This window comes from Clostridium sp. BJN0013, assembly GCF_040939125.1.
Lineage (GTDB): Bacteria > Bacillota > Clostridia > Clostridiales > Clostridiaceae > Clostridium_B.
This window is the reverse complement of the sequence record NZ_CP162495.1, coordinates 302,897-326,963: the sequence shown is the minus strand read 5'-3', so window position 1 is coordinate 326,963 and position 24,067 is coordinate 302,897. Positions and strand designations below refer to the sequence as shown.

General features: G+C 30.3%; 24 protein-coding genes. 1 reads left to right on the top strand and 23 read right to left on the bottom strand.

Going from position 1 to position 24,067, the window contains the following annotated elements:
• Positions 1–26 precede the first annotated feature (26 nt).
• The 15 genes from spoIIID to AB3K27_RS01720 all read right to left on the bottom strand — a co-directional run bounded on the left by spoIIID (position 27) and on the right by AB3K27_RS01720 (position 15,424).
• The gene (spoIIID, locus tag AB3K27_RS01790; protein ID WP_012104000.1) at positions 27–281 is read right to left on the bottom strand and encodes a sporulation transcriptional regulator SpoIIID; all 255 of its coding nucleotides are present in this window, start codon (positions 279–281) and stop codon (positions 27–29) included.
• Positions 282–461: 180 nt separating this feature from the next.
• Positions 462–1,175: a peptidoglycan DD-metalloendopeptidase family protein gene (locus AB3K27_RS01785; protein ID WP_368489557.1), complete on the bottom strand. Its 714-nt coding sequence runs from the start codon at positions 1,173–1,175 to the stop codon at positions 462–464.
• Positions 1,176–1,321: 146 nt separating this feature from the next.
• Positions 1,322–2,359, bottom strand: coding sequence for a stage II sporulation protein D (gene spoIID, locus AB3K27_RS01780; RefSeq protein WP_368489556.1), 1,038 nt, complete (start codon positions 2,357–2,359; stop codon positions 1,322–1,324).
• A 137-nt stretch (positions 2,360–2,496) separates the two neighbouring features.
• On the bottom strand, positions 2,497–3,756 hold the full coding sequence (gene murA, locus AB3K27_RS01775) for a UDP-N-acetylglucosamine 1-carboxyvinyltransferase (RefSeq protein WP_368489555.1): 1,260 nt from the start codon (positions 3,754–3,756) through the stop codon (positions 2,497–2,499).
• 321 nt (positions 3,757–4,077) lie between these two features.
• Positions 4,078–4,815, bottom strand: a complete 738-nt coding sequence (locus AB3K27_RS01770; RefSeq protein ID WP_368489554.1) for a hypothetical protein — start codon at positions 4,813–4,815, stop codon at positions 4,078–4,080.
• Positions 4,816–5,126: 311 nt separating this feature from the next.
• On the bottom strand, positions 5,127–5,525 hold the full coding sequence (locus tag AB3K27_RS01765) for a F0F1 ATP synthase subunit epsilon (RefSeq protein ID WP_368489553.1): 399 nt from the start codon (positions 5,523–5,525) through the stop codon (positions 5,127–5,129).
• 50 nt (positions 5,526–5,575) lie between these two features.
• Positions 5,576–6,970, bottom strand: a complete 1,395-nt coding sequence (gene atpD / locus AB3K27_RS01760; RefSeq protein ID WP_368489552.1) for a F0F1 ATP synthase subunit beta — start codon at positions 6,968–6,970, stop codon at positions 5,576–5,578.
• Positions 6,971–6,982: 12 nt separating this feature from the next.
• Complete coding sequence (atpG, locus tag AB3K27_RS01755) at positions 6,983–7,834, bottom strand: ATP synthase F1 subunit gamma (RefSeq protein WP_368489551.1); 852 nt, start codon at positions 7,832–7,834, stop codon at positions 6,983–6,985.
• 26 nt (positions 7,835–7,860) lie between these two features.
• A complete protein-coding gene (gene atpA, locus AB3K27_RS01750) occupies positions 7,861–9,375 on the bottom strand; it encodes a F0F1 ATP synthase subunit alpha (RefSeq protein ID WP_368489550.1) in 1,515 nt (504 codons plus the stop codon).
• Between the two features lie 4 nt (positions 9,376–9,379).
• Positions 9,380–9,925 carry a F0F1 ATP synthase subunit delta gene (locus AB3K27_RS01745; RefSeq protein WP_368489549.1) on the bottom strand — a complete coding sequence of 182 codons (546 nt, stop codon included), beginning with the start codon at positions 9,923–9,925 and terminating at the stop codon, positions 9,380–9,382.
• 4 nt (positions 9,926–9,929) lie between these two features.
• Positions 9,930–10,409 carry a F0F1 ATP synthase subunit B gene (locus AB3K27_RS01740; RefSeq protein ID WP_368489548.1) on the bottom strand — a complete coding sequence of 160 codons (480 nt, stop codon included), beginning with the start codon at positions 10,407–10,409 and terminating at the stop codon, positions 9,930–9,932.
• Between the two features lie 61 nt (positions 10,410–10,470).
• On the bottom strand, positions 10,471–10,716 hold the full coding sequence (gene atpE / locus AB3K27_RS01735) for an ATP synthase F0 subunit C (RefSeq protein ID WP_012104011.1): 246 nt from the start codon (positions 10,714–10,716) through the stop codon (positions 10,471–10,473).
• Positions 10,717–10,753: 37 nt separating this feature from the next.
• Positions 10,754–11,437, bottom strand: coding sequence for a F0F1 ATP synthase subunit A (locus AB3K27_RS01730; RefSeq protein ID WP_368489547.1), 684 nt, complete (start codon positions 11,435–11,437; stop codon positions 10,754–10,756).
• A 33-nt stretch (positions 11,438–11,470) separates the two neighbouring features.
• Positions 11,471–11,839, bottom strand: coding sequence for an ATP synthase subunit I (locus AB3K27_RS01725; protein WP_368489546.1), 369 nt, complete (start codon positions 11,837–11,839; stop codon positions 11,471–11,473).
• A 2,409-nt stretch (positions 11,840–14,248) separates the two neighbouring features.
• On the bottom strand, positions 14,249–15,424 hold the full coding sequence (locus AB3K27_RS01720; protein ID WP_368489545.1) for an acetyl-CoA C-acetyltransferase: 1,176 nt from the start codon (positions 15,422–15,424) through the stop codon (positions 14,249–14,251).
• Positions 15,425–16,080: 656 nt separating this feature from the next.
• On the opposite strand from AB3K27_RS01720, the gene AB3K27_RS01715 reads away from it, so the two are divergent.
• Positions 16,081–16,221 carry a hypothetical protein gene (locus AB3K27_RS01715; protein ID WP_368489544.1) on the top strand — a complete coding sequence of 47 codons (141 nt, stop codon included), beginning with the start codon at positions 16,081–16,083 and terminating at the stop codon, positions 16,219–16,221.
• A gap of 557 nt (positions 16,222–16,778) precedes the next feature.
• On the opposite strand, the gene AB3K27_RS01710 is transcribed toward AB3K27_RS01715, so the two are convergent.
• From AB3K27_RS01710 to AB3K27_RS01675, 8 genes are all read right to left on the bottom strand, one after another.
• Positions 16,779–17,954 carry an acetyl-CoA C-acetyltransferase gene (locus AB3K27_RS01710; protein ID WP_368489543.1) on the bottom strand — a complete coding sequence of 392 codons (1,176 nt, stop codon included), beginning with the start codon at positions 17,952–17,954 and terminating at the stop codon, positions 16,779–16,781.
• 230 nt (positions 17,955–18,184) lie between these two features.
• Positions 18,185–19,333, bottom strand: coding sequence for a non-hydrolyzing UDP-N-acetylglucosamine 2-epimerase (gene wecB, locus AB3K27_RS01705; protein ID WP_368489542.1), 1,149 nt, complete (start codon positions 19,331–19,333; stop codon positions 18,185–18,187).
• Positions 19,334–19,378: 45 nt separating this feature from the next.
• The gene (locus AB3K27_RS01700; RefSeq protein ID WP_368489541.1) at positions 19,379–20,407 is read right to left on the bottom strand and encodes an MraY family glycosyltransferase; all 1,029 of its coding nucleotides are present in this window, start codon (positions 20,405–20,407) and stop codon (positions 19,379–19,381) included.
• A gap of 181 nt (positions 20,408–20,588) precedes the next feature.
• Complete coding sequence (locus AB3K27_RS01695) at positions 20,589–21,005, bottom strand: cytidine/deoxycytidylate deaminase family protein (RefSeq protein ID WP_368489540.1); 417 nt, start codon at positions 21,003–21,005, stop codon at positions 20,589–20,591.
• 208 nt (positions 21,006–21,213) lie between these two features.
• Positions 21,214–21,843, bottom strand: coding sequence for a uracil phosphoribosyltransferase (upp, locus tag AB3K27_RS01690; RefSeq protein ID WP_368489539.1), 630 nt, complete (start codon positions 21,841–21,843; stop codon positions 21,214–21,216).
• A gap of 75 nt (positions 21,844–21,918) precedes the next feature.
• On the bottom strand, positions 21,919–22,368 hold the full coding sequence (rpiB, locus tag AB3K27_RS01685; protein WP_368489538.1) for a ribose 5-phosphate isomerase B: 450 nt from the start codon (positions 22,366–22,368) through the stop codon (positions 21,919–21,921).
• Positions 22,369–22,465: 97 nt separating this feature from the next.
• A complete protein-coding gene (locus AB3K27_RS01680) occupies positions 22,466–22,924 on the bottom strand; it encodes a low molecular weight protein arginine phosphatase (RefSeq protein WP_368489537.1) in 459 nt (152 codons plus the stop codon).
• 25 nt (positions 22,925–22,949) lie between these two features.
• The gene (locus AB3K27_RS01675) at positions 22,950–24,002 is read right to left on the bottom strand and encodes an L-threonylcarbamoyladenylate synthase (RefSeq protein WP_368489536.1); all 1,053 of its coding nucleotides are present in this window, start codon (positions 24,000–24,002) and stop codon (positions 22,950–22,952) included.
• Positions 24,003–24,067: the final 65 nt, after the last annotated feature.

Here is a 24,067-nt window from a genome sequence, read left to right as displayed (position 1 = left end):
ACATTCTAATTATAATGGGAATGTTTTTACCCCTCAATAGCTTTATATTTCATTTTTGTAGCTTTTCCGCCTCTTATATGCCTTTCTGCCTTGTTATAATCCAATATATTTTTAGCTTCCTGGGCAATTTGCGGATTTATCTTTGGTAATCTTTCTGTCATATCTTTGTGTATAGTACTTTTACTTACTCCAAAAACTTTAGCGGTTTTTCTTATAGTAGCTTTAGAACCTATTATATATTTGGCAACTTCTAAAACTCTTTCTTCAATGTAATCTTTCAAATTTATTCAACTCCTTTATACACTTGACCGCAATAAATAAAAACTTCTAAATATACTCATTACTCTCATAATCTTTCACAGTTGCTCGTCCCCCCTATATTTATAAATATGCTCATTAACATTTTTAAATTCATGGTGTGTTGGCCATTTCCCCATAAAATAGTAAGAAATGGCCTAATATTAATATTTTATATATTTAGCTGGATTTACAAACTCATTGCCTTTTAGAACTGCAAAATGCAAATGATCTCCATATTTCTCATATGCTGCTCTTAATGTACTTTTTCCTACTATTCCTATAGCAGTTCCTTTTTTTAATGTTTGACCGACACTAACTTCAACATTAGGATCCAAGTTAGAATAAATAGTTTTTAATCCATTTTGATGATCTATAATAACTTCTACTCCATCCTGAGTTGCTTTATTCACTTCTTCTACTTTTCCATCCATAGCTGCAAATACAGGTTTCCCCAACTCTGTTTGTATATCATATCCCAAATTAGGTCTATAGGTACCTGTAGAATCCCAATATACTGGATCTTCTGAATATGCTCTTGCAATATTTCCTTCCACTGGTTTTTGAAAAGAAGTACTAACTGAACTAGATACACTTTTTGAAGTTTCTTCGGATTCATTACTATTTGTTTCTTCACTCTTTTTTACTTGGAGAGCATTATCATAACTGGAAGAAGGCTTCTCATCTGTCTGGGCTGTTTCTTTGGTTTGTTTTTGCTCTAAGCTTACACTTTTCTGTAACTCAGCACTCTGATTTTTATTATTTCTAGCAGTTATTACTGCAACTGTTGCTACAACGCAAAGACAAACAAACAGTATTATATAAAAGCCCTCCTTTTTCAAAAAGTTAAATGCTCTACTAAAAATTTTTCTGTCCATATGAACACCTCCTTTTTGTAGTTTGTCCAGACAATAACAAAAAATACATATTTTATAATTTTTTCTTTATATTTTTTATAAAAAATAATAAAGAGACAAAATGAAATTTCATTTTATCTCTTTATTATCTGAGCTTTAGATAAACTTTATTTATTGCGAAATATTTCTAAATTTTGAAGCTCTGTTTTATTGTAATAATGGGCTAATATTTCTTTATAAGTTTTACCCTGTTTTGCCATGGCATTTGCTCCCCACTGACTCATTCCCACTCTATGCCCATATCCAATACACTCAATAATAATATTGTCTTTAAAATAAATATTAAAATCTGAAGAATTTAATGACATAATAGTTCTAAATTTTGCTCCAGATATAGTAATTGATCCTAATTTAATTTCTTTAACAGACCCTCCTTCATTTCTAGATTCTATACATACTTGATCAGATAAATTTTTTACGGACAATCTCGAATTAGGATATTGAGAATTTATTTTATTTATAAAATTAGTATAGGATAATTGTATAGAAGTTTTATACTTAGATGCATCTTCTTCCCCAGGGCTTTCTACACTCTTTAAATATTCTTCTCCCTTTCCAAACACATCTACTGCATTTTCTGTCCTACCCCCACTTACCGCAAAATAATAAGGTTCCATAACCAGTTTATTTTTATAGGTTAATATCTGTCCTGAAGTAGCTTCTACTGCATTTACTATTTTATCCCAATATTCATTTCTCTCAGATTCAGGCCAGTTTTTCATTCTTTCCTCTTTATTTGTGAATACTTGACATTTAACTGTATCACATACGTCTGCTCCAGTATTACTTTTATATTTTTTCCCTCCATATATCTCCATATGGGCTGCCCCAAAGGTTCTAGCTGCTACAGCTTGAGCCTTAATTGCTTCTTCCGAAAATTCCGCTGGCATTTCAGCTGCTACAACTCCTATTACGTATTCTTCCAAGGTCATTTTTTCTATTTTATTTTCTTCACTTATATATACTTTTATATACTGCGGATTATAATTATAGCTTTTATTTATGGATCTCATTAAAAATTCTGGTATAGTGTATTGGCTAATTTTCATGCCGTTTATGCCCAAAGAAAGTAATACTATAAATGCTGTACTCATAGATACTAAAATAATAAGTTTTTTGAAAAAGTTTGTAATACATCTTTTCATTTTGTTCTCCCGTATTATGACTTAATATATCCTTATTACATTAGCATTTAAATTATTCCAATGAAAATCTTTGAACAATAAAAAAGAAGAAAATTTTTATTTTACTTTTCTTCTTTTTTCTACTAATAACATAAAAATTATTCATTTATTCTTTCAATATCAGCGCCCAATGCTTTTAGCTTTTTTTCAATATCTACATATCCTCTATCTATATGATATACATCTGTAACTTCTGTTTTTCCTTCTGCCGCTAGCCCACAAAGTATAAGTGCAGCACCAGCTCTAAGATCTGTAGCTTTTACTTCTGCTCCTGTAAGCTTATCAACTCCTTCTATGACTGCACTTCTTCCATCTATCTTTATATTTGCTCCCATTCTTTTCATTTCCATTACATGCATAAATCTATTTTCAAAAATGGTTTCAGTTATAATACTTGTACCTTTAACTGTACTTAATAAACCAGTTACTTGTGATTGCATATCCGTAGGAAATCCTGGATAAGGCATAGTCTTAATATCTATAGGATTTAACTCTCTATTCCCATCTACAATTAAACTATTTCCTTCACATTTTATATATACCCCAGCCTCTGTAAGTTTAGCAATTATAGGCTTTAAATATTCCTCATTTATACCATTTATTCTAATCTTGCTCTTAGTTATGGCTGCAGCTACCATAAATGTTCCTGACTCTATCCTGTCACATATTGGACTATGACTACTACCTTTCAAATTTTTTACTCCTTTTATATGAATAGCCCTAGACCCTGCACCAGTTATATTTGCACCCATACTATTCAAAAAGTCTGCCAGATCTTTTATCTCCGGTTCTTCCGCTGCATTTTCTATTATAGTCTCTCCTTCAGCAGTCACTGCTGCCATCATTATATTTTCTGTAGCGCCTACTGATGGAAAATCCAAATATATTTTATTTCCTATTAATTTTTTAGCTTTTGCTTCTACAAATCCATGTTCTACATTTACCTTTGCACCAAGAGCCGCAAACCCTTTTAAATGCAAGTCTATTGGCCTAGTTCCAATATTACATCCTCCAGGAAGACATAATTTAAATCCTCCAAATCTTGATATCATAGGTCCCATTATTAAAAATGATGCCCTCATTTTTTTCACTAGTTCACTACAGGGATCACAATAACTTATATTAGAAGTATCTATAATAATCTTATTTAAATTCTTATCTATAATTACATCTGCATATATACTTTTTAATATATTACTTATTACAAAAACATCCTCTAACATAGGAACATTATCTATAATGCACTTATCCCCACTTAAAATGGAAGCCGCTATAATAGGTAATACTGAATTTTTAGCAGCACTGATGTTAACTTCCCCATGGAGGTTACTTCCTCCTTTGATTACTATCTTATTCATAGTGTTCCTCCATTCTATAATTGCTGATATGTTAATTAATTTTTACCAATTCAATGACCATTTTTTAACGAGAGGCACTATTTATTTTTAAGTTAAATAGTATCAAAGTAAATTACAAGTCAAAGATGGTAATCTCATTTCACTTAAAATTAAAGAAATAAGCTCCTTTGATAGTTTTTCTATCATGTAGGATTTTATTAACAAAATATTATGTAAGACAGTTCATCCTAGCAGACAATTATTTTTAAAAAACAATAATATGAAAAAGACAGTACTTATGTTGCAAATTAAAATTCCATTATAATTCAATAGTATATATTATTAATATGCAGTCATTATCTCTGGAGTTCCCATAATTATATAAGTTTCCATATCATATTTCATAACAGCATAATTAAAATCTATTAGATCTCCATTGCTTTGTATACTTTCATATCTATGGGTATATGCAGTATTAGTATATCCTTCTTGTAAGGCTACAGTTTTGATATTACATGCATCCCAATATTCTAAAATTTCTTTTATCTGTTTATTTAAAGCTTCAACCTTTCCATATTCAACTTTTGCCTTAACATATTGAAAATATCTGCATTTTTTTGCTTCTTTTGGAACACATTCATTTAAATTGTTTTTTATATTTTTTAATTCATATACATTACTTTTTTGTATAACGTTAATCGTTATAATATTATAATCTTCATATTTCACACTTTGTATATAACCTTCAATATAGCTATTATTAAAATCTACAGAATACATTTGATTATTCTTACATACTTTCTTATTTAATTTATAATACTCATCTAATTTTGTGAATATCTCATTTGCTGTTTTTTCCCCATAGTTTGTAGTAGTAAAAACCAACATTCCTCCACATTCTGTAGGATGACTGTGAGTTCTATCCAATATATCTTTAAATAAATCTACTTTTTCTAAAGAAGTACTATACCCTTTCTGAAATATTCGTTTATTATAACAGCCATTTACTGGTACTTCCAAATAACATTGAAAAGATATTAAATATATCAGTAAAAAGAATATTATTCCTCGTTTCTTCATATAATATAGTCCTGCGATATATTATACAGAACTTTTCACCTCCTTACCCTTATTTTAGAAATTATGGACAACTTTTTTATTACTATTCGTAAAAGCTTTTATTTTATATTATTTTTACTAAAGTTTAGAAATAATAGATTAATTACTGTTTCCAAAAAATAAGAATTCTATAAGGAGGGCCTTATATTAATATATAAATTTACATAATAGAATGTGCATATTTAATATAAAAAAACACTATCAAGATTATCACCTGTTATAGTGATCTTGATAGTGTTTTTTAATTTACTAAAATAATCTAAATTACTGGATTATTTCAGTAAATTAATTCTAGCCAAGGCCCTGTTTAATGCTAACTGTGCTCTCTTCACATCTATTGCATCTTTATGGGCCAATCTTTGTTCTGCCCTTTTTTTAGCCTCTTCTGCTCTTTTCAAGTCTATTTCCTCCGGCCATTCACAAACATCACATAAGATTTTTAATTCATCATTTTTTATTTCCAACATCCCATTTGAGGTAAATGCCTTTAATTCCTTGCCGTCCTTTTCGACAATGCGAGTATCTGTGGATTTTAAAGTAGTAATTAAAGGCATATGTCCCGGAAGAATAGTTATATTACCTTGAATGCTCTCTGTTATTACTTCTAATACCTCTCCTTTATAGAATTCTCTATCAGGAGTAAGGATAGTTAATTTCAGAACTTCTGCCATATTAATTCTCCTTTTTAAAGTATCTACACTTTATCCTTTTTAACATACATTTAATTTTTTACTATATTTTTAGCAGACTCAACAACTTCATCTATGCTACCTTTAAATAAGAAAGCTGTCTCTGGTAAATCATCGTACTTACCTTCAAGTATTTCTTTAAAACCCCTTATAGTTTCTTTTACAGGTACATATTTCCCTTCATATCCTGTAAATTGTTCTGCCACAGAAAATGGCTGTGACAAAAATCTCTGTATTCTTCTTGCTCTTATAACCACCAATCTATCTTCTTCTGAAAGTTCATCTACACCTAAAATTGCTATAATATCTTGAAGTTCGCTATATCTTTCAAGTATATGTTTAACATCTGAAGCTACTTTATAATGTTCCTCCCCTACAATTCTAGGGTCAAGTATTCTTGATGTTGAGGCTAAAGGATCAACTGCAGGATAAATACCAATTTCTGATATAGACCTTGAAAGCACCGTAGTGGCATCAAGATGTGTAAAAGTTGTTGCTGGTGCCGGATCAGTTAAATCATCCGCTGGAACATATACTGCTTGAACAGATGTGATAGAGCCATGTTTCGTAGAAGTTATTCTTTCCTGTAAAGATCCCATTTCTGTAGCAAGCGTTGGTTGATATCCAACAGCACTAGGTATTCTTCCGAGTAGTGCCGAAACTTCTGAACCCGCTTGAGTGAACCTGAATATATTATCTATAAATAAAAGTACATCCTGCCCTTCATCTCTAAAATGTTCTGCCATAGTAAGTCCTGTAAGTGCAACTCTCATTCTTGCACCCGGTGGTTCATTCATCTGCCCAAATACTAGGGCAGTTTTATTTATAACTCCAGATTCTTGCATTTCATAATATAAGTCATTACCTTCTCTGGTTCTTTCTCCTACTCCTGTAAAAACAGATAATCCACCATGTTCTTTTGCTATATTGTTTATAAGTTCTTGTATAATAACTGTTTTTCCCACACCTGCTCCGCCAAACAATCCTATTTTTCCACCTTTTTGATATGGTGCAATAAGATCAATAACTTTTATACCTGTTTCAAACATTTCAGGTTTAACAGATTGCTCTTCAAAACTTGGTGCTGGTCTATGAATAGGAGAATATTCATCTGTTTTTATCTCTCCACTTTCATCAATAGGTTGCCCTAGCATGTTGAAAAGTCTTCCTAAAACCGGTTTCCCTACAGGCACGGATATAGGTGCTCCAGTATCTAAAGCATCCATACCTCGCATTAACCCATCTGTACTTTCCATAGATATAGTCCTTACTATATCATCGCCTAAATGTTGTGCTACTTCCGTAATAATTTTTATATTTCCCGATTCTATACTTATGGCGTTATATATATCTGGAAGGTTTTCTTCATCAAATTTTATATCCACTACAGGTCCTATGACCTGAACTACTTTGCCTATATTGGGCATGAACATCCCTCCTTACTTTAGAGCTTCTGCTCCTCCAACTATTTCAGTTATTTCCTGCGTTATAGCAGTTTGCCTCTCTCTATTATATTGAAGATTTAGTTCATCTAACAGATCATTTGCATTTTTGGTAGCCCCATCCATTGCTGTCATTCTAGAAGATTGTTCACTAACCTTTGAGTTTATCATGCAATTAAGTACTTTTTGCTTTAAATGAAGTTCTACTATATCTTCTATCATTTCATCCGCAGATGGTTCAAATTTTACAATAAAATTTCTTTTTTCCATTTTCTTAACTTCCAACGGAAGCAATTTTTCAACAATTACATTTTGTTTAATAGTTGAAATAAATTTAGTAAACACTATATTAACTTCTCCAACCTTGCCACTTTTATAAAGTTCTAAGGCTTTATATACTACATCATCCGTTTCTTTTATTGTAGGAACATCTGGAATATCTATGTATTCTGATTCTATATTATAATCAAGTCTTGTAAAATACATCTTTCCTTTTTGCCCTATGGTTATTAAAAGAAAATCTTCCTTCTCTTTTGACCTTATGGCACTTAACTCGTTTACCACATTAGCATTAAATCCTCCACACAATCCTGTATCAGAATTCAAAGCTATATATAATTTTTTATCACTCTTATTACCCTTTATATAAATATTATTTTGTTCAGCTTCTATCACCAATTCATTTACAATAGAACTAAAAAGTTCGCAATACTTATTATTTGCCTCAAGTTTTCTTCTCACTTTTCTAAGTTTAGAGGTGGCAATAAGTCCCATGGCCTTAGTTATTTTCTGAGTGCTAGTTATTGATTTAATTCTTCTTTTAATTGTAACAAGTCCTGCCCCTGCCATATTTCACCTCCCTGAGATAAAAACAACTATCCCTCTATTAAAAATATTTTTTTGAATTCTTCTATAGCATTTCCAAGTTTATCACTTAATTCATCAGATATGACTTGTTTTTCCTTTATTTCATCTCCTATTTCTCTATGATGGGTATCCATATAATCAAGAAATTCTTCTTCAAATTCTGATATTCTTTCTACCGGTATATCCATTATGTAATTTCTGCTGGCTGCAAACAATATCATTACTTGTTTTTCCACAGCCATTGGCTTATATTGAGACTGCTTTAATATTTCCGTTAATCTCTTACCTTTTTCAAGAGTTCTCTTTGATTCCTTATCCAAATCAGAGCCAAATTGTGCAAAAGATGCAAGCTCTCTATATTGTGCCAAATCTATTCTAAGGGTACCTGCTACTTGCTTCATGGCTTTAATTTGTGCATTACCTCCAACTCTAGATACAGATATACCCGCATTTATAGCAGGCCTTTGCCCGGAATAAAAAAGTTCTGTTTCTAAAAATATCTGGCCATCCGTTATAGAAATAACATTAGTTGGTATATATGCGGTAACATCTCCTGCCAATGTTTCTATTATGGGCAGTGCTGTAAGTGACCCTCCTCCTAACTTATCTGAAAGTTTCGCAGCTCTTTCTAAAAGCCTTGAATGGAGATAGAAAACATCTCCCGGATATGCTTCCCTTCCCGGTGGTCTTCGAAGTAATAGAGACATAGCCCTATATGCCACTGCATGCTTAGATAAATCATCATATACTATAAGCACATCTTTTCCTTTATTCATAAAATATTCTCCCATGGAACAGCCTGCATAAGGAGCAATATATTGAAGTGGTGCTGATTCAGAAGCAGAGGCAGATACCACTATAGTATAATCCATGGCATTCGTTTCTATCAGATTATTCACTATATGTGCTACTGTAGATTGTTTTTGTCCTATAGCTACATAAATACATATTACATCTTTTCCCTTTTGATTTATTATGGTATCCATGGCAATAGCAGTTTTACCAGTCTGCCTATCCCCTATTATAAGTTCTCTTTGTCCTCTTCCAATTGGTATCATAGCATCTATGGCTTTTATTCCTGTTTGCAAAGGTTGCTTAACTGCCTGCCTGGTTATAACCCCTGGTGCCACAAGCTCTATAGCTCTCGTTTCAGTGGTATTAATAGCACCTTTACCATCAATGGGATGTCCTAATGAATTTACAACTCTTCCTATGATATTTTCTCCTACAGGCACTTCCACAACTTTACCTGTTCTCTTTACTGTATTCCCTTCCTTTATTCCCTCCTGAGAACCCAAAAGAACACATCCTACATTATCTTGTTCAAGATTTAGAGCCATACCATAAACATCATTAGGGAACTCTAAAAGTTCTCCTGCCATACACCTATTAAGACCATAAACTCTAGCAATACCATCACCAATTTGAATTATTGTACCTGAATCAACTGTCTCTATTTTCTTTTCATATTTTTCTATTTGACTTTTTATAATTGAAGTTATCTCTTCAGGCTTTACGTTCATAAGCTCACCTCTGTTCTCCTTTAAGCATTATTTTTTTCATTTCAGAAAGCTTTGATTTTATAGTTCCATCAATAACCACATTATTTACCTCTACATAAACCCCACCTATTATTTTAGGATCTAACTCTTCTTTAATCAAAACTTCTTTATTAAACTTTTTCTTTAATTTTTCAGTTAGAGTTTCCCTCTCATCATCTTCTAAAGGAATAACAGTTTTTACTGTAGCAATAACTGTATTATGATTTTCAAGATATATCTTTCCCATTTCTTTAAGCTTACTATACAGTTGATTAATTCTTCCTTTATCAATAAGCAGTAATAAAAACGAAAGTATATCTTCATTTATTTTACCTTCAAAAATATTTATAAATGTTTTTTTCTTTGTGGAAGTACTAATTTCAGGATGCTCTATAAATTCTAAAAATTCAACATCATTATTTATAATATCTGCGACATCTTTTAATTCTTCTAAATATTCTTCAACTTTTCCTTTTTCCTCTGCAATCTTATAAAGTGCAAGAGCGTATCTTCTATCTAAATATTCATACATATTTTTAGATACCTACCTTAGCTATAAAGTCCTTAATAAGTTTTCTATGTTGTTCTTCATCAATAGATCCTTCTAATGCTTTTAATGACACTAAAATAGCTAAATCTACCACTTGATTTTTTATGTCATCCTGGGCTTTTTCTCTTTCCCTGTCAGCTTCATTCTTTGCCCTGTCTAGTATTAACTGTGCTTCTTTACGTGCTTCACTTAACACATTTTCCGAGATTTCTTCTGCTCTATTTTTATAGCCCTCAACAATATTTTTACCCTCTTCTCTTGAACCTTTCAATAATGCCTCATGTTTAGTAACTAACTCTTTAGACCTCTTTTCATTTTCATAGGCATTTTTAATTTTAGAATCAATTTCCTGCTGTCTATTTGTAAGTAGATTATCAACAGGTCTAAAAAAGAAATGTCTTAAAATAATGTATAATACAATAAAATTTATTATTGTCATAACAACTGTAACCCAATCAACTTGCATGTTAAACTTCAATCCTCCCCTCTAAAATGTATGTTTAAATTTGGTGAGGTATAAAATAAAATCAAACTTTAAATGCTAAAATAAGAGCTATTAATAAAGAATAAATAGCTGTTACCTCTGATAAAGCTGCACTTACAAAGAACATACTTAATATCTTACCACTTGCCTCTGGCTGTCTTGAAACACCTTCAACTGCCTTTCCTGTGGCGATACCAATTCCAATACCTCCACCTAAGCATCCTATAGCTGCTAATCCTGCTCCTATAGCTGCCATACCTGATATAAATGATTGTGAATCTAAATTCATAATAAAAAATCCTCCTTGAAAATAAATTAAATATATATTAGTGTTCAGCAACGGTTTTTATATTCATTACTGTTAACATAACAAATACTATCATCTGTATTGACCCATCAAATAAGTCAAAAAAAGCATGCAAAGGAATGGGTATTAAAAGCTGTGAAAACCATGCAATATTTCCTAATCCTTTATATACTATTCCAATAATTACAGCTCCGACAGTTAAGTTTCCAAATAGTCGGAGACTTAAAGACACTGGAAGAACTAATCTCTCTATAATATTAAGGGGCAATAACATTATAACTGGCTTAGTATAACCTATAAAATAATTTTTCAATCCAGTTTTTTTAATGGCATTAGACTGAACCAACACAAAAGTTATAAGTGCTAAACCTAATGCAACACTCAAATCTTCCGTAGGAGCTTTTAATCCTATAATTACTGGTGCAATATTCATTACCAATATATATATTGCAAGAGTTCCTACATATGGTACAAATGATATGTATTCTTTTCCCATATTATTCTTAACTAGATTTTGTACTGCCTCAACAATTATCTCAATAACATTCTGTCTTCTATCTGGCAGTTTTTGCATATTTCTTGTAAAAAACTTTGCTAAAACAGCTAAAATTAAAATGATACCCCATTGTACCACAACACTAGAAGTTATAGGAATCTCAAATGATCCCAAATGTATTGAAAACAATGGTGAAAAGTGTTCCACTTCATCACATCCCTTTTATAAATTATTATAAGTTTATGTTTTGTTATTTTCAAAAACTGAATATATGTATATACCTAATAGATTACAAGTATAGCCAAACAAATATGCTATTGCATTATATTTATTGTATCTAAAAGTAATATACCCTATCCCTGTAGCAATCATAATTCTAATAATAAAGCCTATAAGATATAAAAATGCCGATGAATTTTTAAATTTATGTAACATTGCCCCACCTAGTATATTGTTAACAAAAAAATTAAACATGGCTATAGATATTCCAAGTAAAATAAATAATCCATACCTTTTAAAAAACAACTGTGATAAACCTGCTAATAATATACCTATTAGTACATTAATTAAAAATACCATCTTTGTCATGCCTAAAATATTTTTATCCATTAATTTCTCCCTTTACAAATAAGTACATATTAAAAATTAGATTACTATTTTTAAACACATTTTATCATAATATAGAAAATTTCAAAAGCTTATTACATACTTTTACTAAGGTATGTAATAAAGTTATAATACCATTTAATCCTTTACAGCTAATGTAAATACATAGCTTTTGTAGCATACAACTTTAATTATATACCCTAAAAATATAATCTAAAAGCTTGATTTTTCTCTAAATTGCTTATTTTTCTTCAATCTAAGTAAATTAATGCTATATTTTTCAGTAATTACTCATTAAATCTGTATATTTAAAATTTTATATGGCAATAAATATTTAATAATATAAAATTAACATTACACGTAAAACAGATAGTCAGAATATCGATAAAGCGAACTGCACCCTTTCACATTTTTCTCTTATCTTGATATCTACTTTATTGTATCATTTCCATTTTTTGTATAAATCGTTAATCAAAAAGACTAGTATTTTTTTATAACGGTATGCTAGAAAGATAGTCGCGATATTCCAATGATGCCATACAATTTAAGCATTTCTGGTATCACCTAGTGTTATAATTATAATAGTCTACATATTTCAATGAATTTCTTTAAACTTTCATGATCATTGAACTTATGAAGATAATACATCTCAGATTTTAAAATTCCCCAGAATCCCCTGACTTACGGACAGTTAAAAGAGGATATTAACCAAGGAATAAGGTTGAAAAAGAAAGTATATTTAGCCTGTAACATAAGAGGACACGATAAATAGACCACCTTTCGCTGGTCAAAAAATAAATATTAAAGAGATAAAAGTTAGGTAGCTGAGAGGAAAGTAAGATAAAAAGAATATATAGATTTTTTAGAACTTCAGCAATAAATCCAGATTATCTATATAGTTTTTTTGTTGAAGAAATTTTAAGAAAATATATAAAACGAAATAACAACAATAAAGCAATTATAATATTTGACATATGACTATTGATGACAGGTTCTTAATATTAAAATTTTCATTAAAAGTTGGCAAAAGGACAATTCCCTTATGGTATAAAATATTTTAGCATATAGAAGAAATATTTAGAGATTCAGAACCTAATGGATTTCATATGGAAGATACATAGACAGAAGATATAGTTTATTTAAAGAATCTATATTTATGCTTAAGTATAGCATATACATGGATGATAATATTAGGAGCAGATTGTTCTAAAAATAAAAAATTAAAATTATGGAAGTTACACAAAAATTAAAGAACAGAATAGTTAGAATATACAGCCTATTTAATTGTGGTCTGAAATAGTTTAATAGATGTTATGACTCTAGCATTAAAAAGTACAAACTTAAATTTGATTTTATATTTTATGATATATAACAATAACAATAAAATTTAATATTTAATAAAGTATTACATGATACTTATAGACTTTTATACTTACATAAACTTCATATGAATATATATTTATCATTTTGAGGATATTATTTTATTAATTTACAGTGTAAATATTATCTACAACAGGATTATTAATCTACTTAAACATAATCTATTCTAAATCACTGTCCGTAAGTCAGCTGATATTCCTCCTATACCCGAAAATTTTATCTTTTCATAACCATTATATTTTAAAACTCAATCTGATAGTTGAGCTGTTGAACGGATGTTGTATTTTTTACATATATCTAGTTTCAAACTAATACCTGAAATGTAAACCTTAACAGCTTTGTATTTCAATTTTTGCAATAATCAGAATTTAATATATAGTTATTAATGCTGATTCTCCCATTGATTGATATAATGAAATTCATCGTTGTACTAAGGTTTCTAAAACACTATATTCTTTCGATAACTGCCCTTTGCTTTTTCTGCTTTCTAAATAATCTTTTATTGCAGATAACTAGGGAATTATGTTAAAGTCGACACTCTAAGCTTTTTTAGATTAAAATAATATGGATGGTAAAAATGTTACCTAAAAAAGAAAAGAGTTACGAGATCAGATTGAATTTAATAGTTTGGAAAATTTAGTACCAAAGAAGCATTTACTAGGGAAAATAAATACAGCTATTAATAAGAGAAAAATAGTTTGATGATATATGAAAGATAGGAAAACATGAAACATAAATAAATATAGGAATAGAAAGTTTTGGTGTAGAAGATATTATGTTGACACAGCTAGTAAAAATGATAGAAAAATTCAAGAGTATATTCAAAAACAGTTAAAAGAAAATCAATTGGAAAAACAGTTAACTTCCGATACTACAAGCTTACAGGTAGCAAATAACAATATATTCGCATGTATCAAACGTATAACACCTAGATATAGCTAATAGAAAAAGGCTATGCCCGTTAAAGAAATACCCCCGGCTATGCCGGGAGATAATTATTTTTACATCTTAACTATAAAAAATATATTTAAACTATCTTTCAACTATTAAAGCAGTTCCCATTCCACCGCCTATACATAATGTTGCAAGACCTTTCTTTGCATCTCTTCTCTGCATTTCATAAAGTAATGTAACAAGTATTCTTGCACCTGAGCATCCAACAGGATGTCCAAGAGCTAATGCTCCACCATTTACATTTACTTTGCTCATATCAAATTCCAAATCTTTCGCTACGGCTAAACTCTGTGCAGCGAATGCTTCATTTGCTTCTATTAAGTCTAAATCTGCTATTGACATATTAGCTTTTTCAAGTGCTAACTTTGTTGCGTAGAATGGTCCATATCCCATTATTTTTGGATCTAATCCTTTACTTCCATAAGAAACAATTTTTGCAAGTGGTTTGATTCCAAGTTCTTTTGCCTTATCTGCACTCATAACAACCAATGCTGCTGCTGCATCATTTATTCCTGAAGCATTACCTGCTGTAACTGTTCCATCTTTTTTGAATGCTGGTTTTAATTTTGCTAATGTTTCGACAGTTGTCCCAAATCTAGGAAACTCATCAGTATCAAAAACTACTTCCTTCTTTTTCTGCTTAACAGTTACTGGTACTATTTCATCTTTAAATTTTCCTGATTTTATAGCTGCTTCTGCTTTTTTTTGGGATGATGCTGCAAACTCATCCTGCATTTCTCTTGTTATATTCCACTTTTCTGCTATGTTTTCAGCTGTAATTCCCATGTGGTAATTATTGAATGCTTCCCAAAGTCCATCTTTTATCATGGAATCAACTATTTTTCCTTCTCCCATTCTGTATCCCCATCTAGCTTTTGGAAGTAGATATGGTGCAGCAGACATATTTTCTGTTCCACCAACTACAACTACATCATCATCCCCAGTCTTTATAATCTGAGCTGCCAAACTTACTGTTCTAAGTCCTGAGCCACAAACTTTATTTAGTGTAAAAGCTGGTACTTCTACAGGAATACCTGCTTTTACAGCTGCTTGCCTTGCTGGACTTTGTCCAAGACCTGCCTGTATTACGTTTCCAAATATAACTTCATCTACTTGTTCTGGTTTAATATTTGCCCTTTTTACTGCTTCTTTTATAACTATGGCTCCTAAATCTACAGCAGAAACATCTTTTAAAGTTCCTCCAAAACTTCCTATAGCTGTCCTTACAGCACTTACAATAACTACATCTTTCATAAAACAAGCCCTCCTAATAAATTTATTTAAACTTAAATATTTCGTAAAGCTCTAGATCAATCAAATTTCAAGTGTTTTAGATATTAGTGCTTATATTTTTAAATACAAACTATAATAATTTATTAAGAAAATTTCTATAAATGATGAAATTGTATGATATTACTTCACAATTATTTAAGTTTATAACTTAAACAACATTATTTAAAATAATTCATTTAATTCATACAATTCTAATACATTTTAATTATACTAACTAATTAATTTTTTATCAATATCTCTTGTTAAAAAAAACACAAAGTTTAATAAACGCACGTTTATGGAAAGTTTTCATACTATTCCTTAAGTTATTTAATTATATATAAGTATATTAACTTAAAATGACCAAATATGCTTTATTTTAAGATATTTTAAATTAGAAAAATTACTTATATTTACTTTTTTTATTTATTATTCTAATTTTTGTCTCATTAGTTTATTAAATAACAGTAATGACATCATAAAATCTTTATATATATATAAATAAAAAGAAGGACTTTATTAAAAATAATTTCCTCATACATAAAAAAAGATATTTAGTACATTTTTGCATTCCATGTTTGACAGACATAATAGATTTAAAAACAATAAAAACAGTATATCCTTAGTTAAGGTATACTATGAAATATATACTGGATATATTCAGTAAAAAAATTACAAGAAATCTAAAATTTATCTATGAAACAGTAAATGAAGATGCTATACTTGAAAATTTAATGACTACAAAGTGGATAGAACAAATCCTATTTGTTTCTGCATAGAATACTAATAATCGCTCAGGTTATTCCTCAAGATTGTCTTATATTTTCATTGGCAAGTATATTATACTCAAAACCTAGATATAATGTACTTCATGATACTGGTATATAACTAAACTCTATCCGGTAAACTTAATATCACTTTACAAATAACTTAGTTTTAAATTTTCGTCTAAAGAAAGAGAATAAACAAAATTTTTTACACACCTTAATATTTTACCTAACATTATTTTACTGTAATTGCTACTATAAATCCCTATATTAACAACCATTTGAGATAAACTAAATACTTAGAACAATTTAATTTTCTATGTTTCTTTCTTGTTGTGTAAATATTGCAATAAATATAAGAAAAACAATTTTAAAAAAACATAAAGTCTAATTTTAAACAGAGATAATTTTTATGCTTATTTTCAATTTTAAAGTATATAAATTATCTTAAGGAAAAATAAGCTACATTAAAAGTCTCTTGAATCTATACCATATAGATATAAGTATTCTAACTATATAAATCAAGTCACCTGTTTTACATACAGGTGACTTAAATAATATCCTTTATTTTATCTTTCAACTATTAGAGCAGTTCCCATTCCACCGCCTATACATAATGTTGCAAGACCTTTCTTTGCATCTCTTCTCTGCATTTCATGAAGTAATGTAACAAGTATTCTTGCACCTGAGCAACCAACAGGATGTCCAAGAGCTATTGCTCCACCATTTACATTTACTTTGCTCATATCGAATTCCAAATCTTTCGCTACAGCTAAACTCTGTGAAGCAAATGCTTCATTTGCTTCTATTAAGTCTAAATCTGCCACTGACATATTAGCTTTTTCAAGTGCTAATTTTGTTGCGTAGAATGGTCCATATCCCATTATTGTTGGATCTAATCCTTTACTTCCATAAGAAACAATTTTTGCAAGTGGTTTGATTCCAAGTTCTTTTGCCTTATCTGCACTCATAACAACCAATGCTGCTGCTGCATCATTTATTCCTGAAGCATTACCTGCTGTAACTGTTCCATCTTTTTTGAATGCTGGTTTTAATTTTGCTAATGTTTCAACAGTTGTTTCAGGTCTAATATATTCATCATTATCAAAAACTTTTTCTCCTTTTTTAGTTTTAATAACTACTGGTACTATTTCATCTTTAAATTTTCCTGCTTTTTGAGCCGCTGTTGCTTTTTGTTGTGATGCTGCTGAAAATTCATCCTGCATTTCTCTCGTTAAATTCCATTTTTCTGCTATATTTTCAGCTGTAATCCCCATGTGATAATTATTGAATGCTTCCCAAAGTCCATCTTTTATCATAGAATCAACTAACTTTCCATCTCCCATTCTCTGTCCCCATCTAGCTTTTTGGAGTAGATATGGCGCAGCAGACATGTTTTCCATTCCGCCAACTATAACAACATCAGCATCTCCAGCTTTTATAACCTGAGCTGCCAAGCTTACTGATCTAAGGCCTGAACCGCAAACTTTATTTAATGTGAATGCTGGCACTTCCACAGGAATACCTGCTTTTACAGCTGCCTGTCTTGCTGGACTTTGTCCAAGACCTGCCTGTATTACATTTCCAAATATAACTTCATCTACTTGTTCTGGTTTAATATTTGCTCTTTTTACTGCTTCCTTTATAACTACAGCTCCTAGTTCTACTGCAGGAACATCCTTCAAAGCTCCACCGAAACTTCCTATAGCTGTTCTCACTGCACTTACAATAACTACTTCTCTCATAAGTAAATCCTCCTAAAAGTTTATTTTCTTTTTAACTGAAACTTAACCTACATGATGTCAACATTTTAACCTAATAACAAGTTCATTATACTAAGTAATCATAACGTTGTCAATGTTGTTGTTAAAAAAAACACAAAGTTTTTTTATATGAAAAAATCTCAGTTTTTTATTATACGCTTCTATAATTACTTTATATATTTTTTTAATTCACTAACCTAAACATAGTATACTCAAATAAATTCCTCATATTCTCCTTTTTCTATGTTAAAGTACTGCAAAATAGCTGCAGCTATTCTTCTTGATGCCTTGCCATCTCCATAAGGATTTACAGCTTTACTCATCATATCATATTTACTAGAATCCAATATAAGTTCACTTGCCAATTTTACTATATCCTCTTTCTTTGTGCCAACTAATTTTACTGTACCTGCTTTTACCGCTTCTGGTCTTTCAGTTACATTTCTAAGCACCAATACAGGTTTACCAAGATGTGGAGCTTCTTCCTGGAGTCCTCCAGAATCAGTCATAACCATATAACATCTGTCCATTAAATTATGAGTTTCTTTAGTATCCAGAGGATTTAATAGATGAACTCTAGGAACATTTCCAAGTATTTTATATACCATATCTTTCACTTTAGGATTTAAATGTACAAGATAGATTACTTCTACTTCTTTATTTTCTTCTACTATTTTTTTTAATGCATTACAAATATTTTCAATGCCTTCTCCCCAATTTTCTCTCCTATGAGCAGTTACCATTATTACTTTACTTTTATGATAATCTATATTATTCAATTCAGCAGTATTAAATACATACTCTTTCTCTACAGTAAATTCCATTGAATCTATTACTGTATTCCCAGTAACAAATATTTCATTCATAGGCACTCCTTCCCTAAGGAGATTCTCTCTAGAACCAGATGTTGGTGCAAAATGGAGATCGGCTATATCTCCTGTAAGTTTTCTATTCATTTCTTCTGGAAAAGGAAAATATTTATCATAAGTTCTAAGACCTGCTTCTACATGACCTACTCTTATTTTTTTATAAAAAGCTGCTAGTGCTCCTGCAAATGTAGTAGTGGTATCTCCATGAACAAGTACCAAATCTGGATTTTCTTTATCAAATACTTCTTCAAGACCTTCAAGTACCTTATTAGTTATACCTGTCAATGTTTGATTGCTCTTCATTATATTTAAATCAAAATCAGGTATAATATTAAAAAGTTTTAGAACCTGATCTAGCATCTCTCTATGTTGAGCTGTAACACATATCTTATTTTCTATGCTATGCCTTTTTTCAAGCTCTTTGATTAAGGGAGCCATTTTTATTGCTTCAGGTCTTGTTCCAAATATTGTAATAATTTTAAGTTTATCCATATTAAAACCTCCATCTTTAGGTATCTAATATAATTGAAAGATACCTTAATCTTTATGTTCAAAAAATCCAACCTTCCAAGCTATAAATACTAAAATCACCATAATTATCACTAGAAGAAAATAAGATAGCTGTACCTTTATTTCCATAGCTATTATAGAAAGACTACCTAGTACTGCACTTATAGCATACATTGTCCCAACAGCTTGTTTTTGACTAAATCCCATATCAAGAAGTCTATGGTGAAGATGCCCTCTATCAGCTTGCATAATAGGTTTACCATTTATCTTTCTTCTTATCATAGCAAAAAGAGTATCATATATTGGTATTCCAAGTGCAAGAATAGGAACTGCTATAGAAAATGCTGCCGCAGATTTTACGGCTCCTTCAATGGATATAGATGCAAGTAAAAATCCAAGTAATTGTGCCCCTGTATCTCCCATAAATATAGAAGCAGGATTAAAATTATAGGGTAAAAATCCAAGTATAGACCCACACAATATAATGGCAAGTACTGCAGCTTCATATCTTTTATTTAATAATGCTATAATTAAAATAGTCAAGGAGGATATTAACCCAATCCCTGATGCTAAACCATCTAAACCATCTATCAAATTTAAAGCATTGGTAATACCCACCACCCAAATTATAGTTAATGGAAGAGACATTACTCCCACATCGATAAATTGATATACGCTGCTAAAGGGATTAGTAATTAATACTATCTTTACCCCATAGATAATTAAAATTAAAGCAGCTACAATTTGAAATATTAATTTATATCGAGGTTTTATATCAAATTTATCATCTAAAAATCCACCTATCACTATTATTGTAGCACCTAATATAAGCCCTATTTCTGCCCTTGTAAGATTTCCTTTCTTCAACAATAAAGTAATCACAAAGGAAAAATATATGGACAACCCCCCCAAAAGTGGTGTAGGTTTACTGTGTATTCTTCTATTGCCCTCTGGCATATCTATAATCTTTAACTTTAAAGCAATTTTTTTAACAATTGGTGTAAGTATAACTGAAAACACTGTCGATACTATTGCAAATAGATATAAATTATTCATATTAACCTTCCTTAATCATATCTTCTGTTTATCAAAGGGCTACTATTGCTAACTTCCATCTTTTTCAAAATAGAAGATAAGCACTTCTATGTCCTTAGATAACTTCCTCTAAGATTCAGAGGGTGAAAAATTTTATATAAAATCTACCTGAATCTAAGAATCACTTAATTCAGATATTATATTATTCTACTCTTTTTATACATATTAATTCAATTTCAGGTACTTTTTTGAACCAATTGATTTCTGGTGTATAATCTTCATAATATATAACCCTTTTAACTCCACAGTTAATTATTAACTTTTGGCATTCTGGACAGGGCATATGAGTTACATATAGTGTAGAATTTTCTCTATCATCCGGTGATACCTCAAGCAAACAATTTACTTCTGCATGAATAGTTCTTATACAATGGTTATCCCTCATATAACATCCTGCCTCATCACAATGTTCTAATCCTCTAGGACTTCCATTATATCCAGTACCCTTTATTCTTTTGTTTTTTACAAGGACTGCTCCTACATGTAATCTAGGGCATGTACTTCTCTCTGCAACTTCAAAAGCAATATCCATAAAATAATTATCCCAATCTTTTCTCATAATTAGCAATTATCTCCTTAAACTATAATAATACATTATATATTATAAACTATTAGGTAATGTTTTGAAACAATTCCTTTCGCATTAGTATTATTAAGTTATATATTGAAATCTTACTCCTGTAAAAATGAATTATAATAAAAAATACTTTAAGGAAAGCCCATCTTGTTATAAGTTGGGCTTTCCTTACTAAAAACTCAAATAATTTTTACTTCGTTCCATATAATCTATCACCAGCATCTCCAAGGCCTGGAACTATATATCCATTTTTATTCAACTCTTTATCTATAGCCGCTGTATAAATATCAACATCTGGGTGTACTTCTGTAACTGACTTTATACCATCTTCTGCAGCTATTAGACACATAAGTCTTATATTCTTAGCACCTTTTTGTTTTAACATAGTTATAGCATCTATAGCTGATCCTCCTGTAGCAAGCATAGGGTCTGTAACAATTACTTCTCTTTCTCCTATATCCTGGGGCAGCTTACAAAAATACTCTACTGGTTTTAGTGTAGTTTCATCCCTATAAAGCCCTATATGACCTACTTTTGCTGCAGGTATAAGTTTTAACATTCCACCTACCATTCCAAGCCCTGCCCTTAATATAGGTACTACAGCCACTTTTTTCCCTGAAAGCATCTTACAGGTTGTTTTACATATAGGCGTTTCTATTTCCACTTCTTCTGTTTGAAGATTTCTAGTTACCTCATAAGCCATAAGCATAGCTACTTCTTCTACAAGTTCCCTAAAATCTTTAGAACCTGTATGCTGATCTCTTATTAAAGCTAATTTATGTAATATAAGTGGATGTGTTATTTGTATTACTTTGCTCATTAAATATATCCTCCAATTCCATTAAGGTATTCCTTAATAATTTGTAGTAAATAATTATAACTACTCAATCCCATATTACCCGTTATATTTTTTTTCTATTTCTCCTATTTTATCTATTCTTTTTTGATGTCTGCCTCCCTGAAACTTAGTGAATAAAAAATTATCTACTATATCAAGGGCAAGTCCTACACCTACTACCCTTTGCCCTATAGCTAGTATATTAGCATTATTATGCTCTCTACAAGCATGGGCACTAAAGGTGTCTCCACAAAGTGCAGCTCTGACTCCCGGTATTTTATTTGCAGCTATACTTATTCCTATGCCAGTTCCACATACCAATATTCCAAAATCATAATTTTTATTTACAACTTGCTCTCCAACTTTTAATGCATAATCTGGATAATCACAGGACTCTTCTGAAAAAGTTCCAAAGTCTTCAAACTCTAGACCTTTATTTCTTAAATGTTCTATTATTTCCCTTTTCAAGGGAAACCCTGCATGGTCACTACCTAAAGCAATTTTCATAAAAAATACCTCCAAAAGTATATAATATATCATTTAAAATTATATTGCAAATAATTTAACAAAGATATAATCTCGCAAAAAAAGAAGATAATAACATTTAATTAATGCTCGTATCTTCCTTTAACTTCTTTATCAACAATGAAATGCTATTTTCTAGTTGATTATAAACAGTTCTATATTTAGTTATATCCTGTCCAAAGGGATCTTTTATATCTTCTTTTAAGGATATAAATTCATTTAAAGTATATATTTTATTTTTAAAATCCACAAAATTTTGTCTTAATATATCTCTCATGTAAGCAGTCATAGTTAAAATAATTTTTGAATCTTTTATCATGGAACTACTTAACTGTACAGCCTTTCTGTTACTTATGTCTACACCAATATTTTCCTTTAACACTATTACTGAATTTTTAGAGGTCACACTATTTGGTACTACTGATAATCCTGCTGAAACAGCTTTTATATTTTTTATATCAGATTTAAAATTAAATATAGATTCTGCCATACAGCTTCTACAAGTATTACCAGTACAGACAAATAATATACTTTTCACAAACTAACCTCCCTTAAAATAAAAATTATACTTTTATAATATCAAAACCAGCAGATTTATTCAATCTGTTCATTATTGCTAATCCAATGCCTTTTTCCTCAAAAGCCTCTGATATTATAATATCTACTTTATTATCATCAAAACTTCTAAGTGTTTCAAATAAATTTTTAGACACACTTGACATATTATGTCTACTTCCTACCGATATTATCAATGCATTTTTATAAAATCTTCTTGTCTCATCTGTAGCAATTATTCCTACAATTTTATTTTCATCTATATAATTTTCTACCATTTCATTGATTTTTGCAATAGTTTTATTTAAATCCCCTTTAACTATTTTTACTGGAGCATTAGGAGCATAATGTCTATACTTCATTCCAGGGGATTTAGGTCTGTTACTTCCCTCTGTTTTTTTCATTATAGCTGGATCAATATAAATTTCTTTTTCTATTTCTTTTAACATCTCAAAAGTTATACCACCTGGTCTTAATATACAACTAGGACTTACAGTACAATCTATAACTGTAGATTCTAACCCAACATCACATATATTTCCCCCTAATATAATATCTACTTTGCCATTTAAATCTTCTATACATCTATCTACATCAGTAGGGCTTGGTTTTCCTGATATATTTGCAGAAGGTGCTGCAATAGGAACCTTTGCTGCCTTTATAAGTTCCCTTGCTATAATATTAGATGGCATCCTAATTCCTACACTATCAAGAGATGCGCTTGTAATATCTGGAATAACAGATGATTTTGAAAGAATTATAGTCATAGGTCCAGGCCAAAAATTTTTTATGAACTTGAGAGCCATAGGTGATATATCTACAACTAACGGTTTCATATCTTCTATATCAGCTATATGTACAATTAAAGGATTATCCTGAGGTCTGCCTTTAGCTTTAAATATCTTCTTTACCGCTTCAGGATCCAAAGCATTTGCTCCAAGTCCATATACAGTTTCTGTAGGAAAAGTTACCAGCCCTCCATCTCTTATTATTTTTCCCGCTTCTCTAATAATTTCTAGATCCAAATCATTTTCATCTAAAATTTTTACTTTTGTATTCATAAAATAATATCCCTTCTTTAAAATTAAAACAAATTTTTAATATGCTATTCTATTAGACTCTAAGA